The 3,542-nt window shown below is 69.5% G+C and carries 2 protein-coding genes and 1 pseudogene; 2 read left to right on the top strand and 1 reads right to left on the bottom strand.

All coding sequences use genetic code 11. The features are described 5' to 3' along the window. Positions 1-250: pseudogene (locus ABZY11_RS43540) on the bottom strand (LLM class F420-dependent oxidoreductase); the annotation flags it as partial. A gap of 274 nt (positions 251-524) precedes the next feature. On the opposite strand from ABZY11_RS43540, the gene ABZY11_RS43535 reads away from it, so the two are divergent. Beyond that, entirely contained in the window at positions 525-2,747 is a 2,223-nt protein-coding gene (locus tag ABZY11_RS43535) for an NADP-dependent isocitrate dehydrogenase (RefSeq protein WP_356484477.1), read from the top strand. A gap of 216 nt (positions 2,748-2,963) precedes the next feature. After that, on the top strand, positions 2,964-3,542 hold a 579-nt coding region (locus ABZY11_RS43530), incomplete at its 3' end, for an SDR family NAD(P)-dependent oxidoreductase (protein WP_356484476.1).

Raw genomic sequence — 3,542 nt, 5'->3', positions numbered from 1 at the left:
CCCGGCTCGTCGCCCCGGCGGCCAGCGCGAGCGTGATCAGCGGATCGGCCACACTGCGGTACTGCTCGGGCCAGGGCAGCCCCGGAATGCCGTACAGCCCCTGCGTGGCGGGCTCGGGAAAGATGATCCGCTCGAAGACCCACAGGCTCTCGTAGCCGACCTCCTCCGCCGCGCGGGCCACAGCGGCCACATCGCGGCCGATGTCGTACTGCTTCATCTGCGGAAGACCGAGACCCAGCGAGACCGGCATATGTGCACTCCTTCTGGTGAGCAGCGGGACAACCACCGTATGACACTTGCCTGTTGCCCGGGCGGCTTCCTGTCGGGTGCGGTCGCGATCGTGCTGTGCGTACACGGCGACCGGCGTGCACACCGACGGGCGGCCGCCGGGCCGGGGCAGATGCGCGGTGTGCGGCCGTGGTGACCCGCTCCGCCGCCGATGAGGGCAGGGCCCTGTCGAGTCCGGGGGGATCACGAGATATCTTGATGTCAAGCAATGTTGCAGACGTGGAGCGGAGCACAGGGTGACTGACTCGACCATCATCTATACACACACCGACGAGGCCCCGGCCCTGGCGACGTATTCGTTCTTGCCCGTGATCCAGGCGTACGCCTCGACGGCCGGGGTCAATGTCGAGAGCCGTGACATCTCGCTGGCCGGACGCATCATCGCCAGCTTCCCCGAGCGTCTCCAGGAAGACCAGCGCATCGACGACGCGCTCGCCGAGCTCGGTGAGCTGGCGAAGCGGCCCGAGGCCAACATCATCAAGCTTCCGAACATCTCGGCCTCGATCCCGCAGCTGAAGGCGGCCATCGCCGAGCTGCAGGCACAGGGCTACGCGCTCCCGGACTACCCGGACGACCCCCAGACCGACGAGGACAAGGACGTCCGCGCGCGCTACGACAAGGTCAAGGGCAGCGCGGTGAACCCCGTGCTGCGTGAGGGCAACTCCGACCGCCGTGCCCCCGCCTCGGTCAAGAACTACGCCAAGGCGCACCCGCACCGCATGGGCAAGTGGACCGCCGACTCGAAGACGAACGTCGCCACCATGGGCGTCGACGACTTCCGCTCCACCGAGAAGTCCACGGTCATCACCGAGGCCGGTTCGCTGCGCATCGAGCTCGCGGGCGACGACGGCAGCACCACCGTGCTGCGCGAGTCGGTGCCGGTGCTCGCGGGCGAGGTCGTCGACGCGGCGGTCATGCGCGTCGCGGCCCTGCGCGAGTTCTTCACCGCGCAGGTCGCCCGCGCCAAGGCCGAGGGCGTGCTGTTCTCCGTCCACCTCAAGGCCACCATGATGAAGGTCTCCGACCCGATCATCTTCGGCCACGTGGTCCGGGCCTTCTTCCCGAACACCTTCGCCAAGTACGGCGAGGTGCTCGTAGCCGCTGGCCTGTCCCCGAACGACGGCCTCGGCGCCATCCTCAAGGGCCTGGACTCGGTGCCGCACGTCGGCGCCGAGATCAAGGCGTCCTTCGAGGCCGAGCTCGCCGAGGGCCCCGCCCTGGCCATGGTCGACTCCGACAAGGGCATCACCAACCTGCACGTGCCGAGCGACGTCATCGTCGACGCCTCGATGCCGGCCATGATCCGCACCTCCGGCCACATGTGGGGCCCGGACGGCCAGGAGGCCGACACCCTCGCGGTGCTGCCGGACAGCAGCTACGCGGGCGTCTACCAGGTCGTCATCGACGACTGCCGCGCCAACGGCGCCTTCGACCCGTCGACCATGGGCTCGGTGCCGAACGTCGGCCTGATGGCACAGAAGGCCGAGGAGTACGGCAGTCACGACAAGACATTCGAGATCCCCACCACCGGCACGGTGCGGGTCGTCGACGGCAACGGCGACGTCGTGCTGGAGCAGGCCGTGGGCGCCGGCGACATCTTCCGCATGTGCCAGGCCAAGGACCTGCCCATCCAGGACTGGGTCAAGCTCGCCGTCACCCGCGCCCGCGCCACCGGCGTCCCGGCCGTGTTCTGGCTCGACGAGGACCGCGCCCACGACGCGCAGCTGATCGCCAAGGTCAAGACGTACCTCGCCGACCACGACACCGACGGTCTGCAGATCGAGATCATGTCGCCGGTCAAGGCGACCGCGTTCTCGCTGGAGCGTATCCGCCGCGGCGAGGACACCATCTCCGTCACCGGCAACGTGCTGCGTGACTACCTGACCGACCTGTTCCCGATCCTTGAGCTGGGCACGAGCGCGAAGATGCTCTCCGTCGTCCCGCTCATGAACGGCGGCGGTCTGTTCGAGACGGGCGCCGGCGGCTCCGCGCCCAAGCACGTCCAGCAGCTGGTCAAGGAGAACTACCTGCGCTGGGACAGCCTGGGTGAGTTCTTCGCGCTCGCGGCCAGCTTCGAGCACCTGGCGACGACCACGGGCAACGCGCGCGCCCAGATCCTCGCCGACACCCTCGACCGCGCGACCGGCACCTTCCTCAACGAGGACAAGTCGCCGAGCCGCAAGCTTGGCGGTATCGACAACCGCGGCAGCCACTTCTACCTGGCCCTCTACTGGGCCCAGGAGCTGGCGCAGCAGACCGACGACGCACAGCTCGCGCAGGCGTTCGCCGCGCTCGCGAAGACGCTGGGCGAGCAGGAGCAGACCATCGTCGACGAGCTGATCGCGGTGCAGGGCTCGCCGGCCGACATCGGTGGCTACTACCAGCCGGACCCGGCCAAGGCCGCCGCCGTCATGCGTCCGTCGGCGACGTTCGTCCAGGCCATCTCCGCCATCGGCTGACGGAAAGCCCGACGAAACACCCGCGGAAAGGGGCGCATCCCGGCACCCCACCGTCCCGCCCCGGCCGGCACCACGCCCGGCCGGGGCGGTTCCATGTCCTGGACCGGCACGGAAGGCGCTCCGCCGACACGAAGAGTTTCCGCGCGATCGGGTGCGGGGAGCTGTTCCCCCGGTAGGTTCGAATGCCCGGCCAAGCGTGTCCGGAGGGGAGAGGCCGTGCTGACAGACAGGAACGCCGTGGTCACCGGTGGATCACGGGGCATCGGCCGCGCGATCGTCGAGCGCCTGTGCCGCGACGGGGCCCACGTGGTCTTCAACTACGCCACCGACGACGACGCCGCCGCGGAGGTCGTCCGCACGGTGCGGGCCAACGGTGGCCGGGTCCGGGCCGTTCGACTGGATCTCGCGGACCCCGACAGCCCGCAGCAGCTGATGGAAGGGGCCGAGAAGGAGCTCGGCGGCCTGGACATCCTGGTGAACAACGCCGCACTGTGCCTCACCCCGTCCCTGCTCCAGGACACCGATCCGGCGGTCTTCGACGAGGTCATGGCGGTCAACACCAGAGCGGTCTTCATGACGATCCGCCATGCCGCGCTGCGGATGCGCGACGGCGGCCGGATCGTGAACATCTCCACGGCCAACACCGTGCGGCCGGGCCCCGGCATCTCCGCCTACGCCGCCAGCAAGGGCGCGGTCGAGCAGCTCACCGCCGTCGCGGCCCACGAACTCGGAGCCCGCGGGATCACGGTCAACACCGTCTCGCGCGGCGCCACCGTCTCCGATCTGCTGCGCGGT

The sequence above is a fragment of the Streptomyces sp. NPDC006510 genome, from assembly GCF_040611955.1.
Taxonomy (GTDB): domain Bacteria; phylum Actinomycetota; class Actinomycetes; order Streptomycetales; family Streptomycetaceae; genus Streptomyces.
The sequence above is the reverse complement of the archived record's forward strand: the minus strand, read 5'-3'. Positions and strand labels throughout refer to the sequence as shown.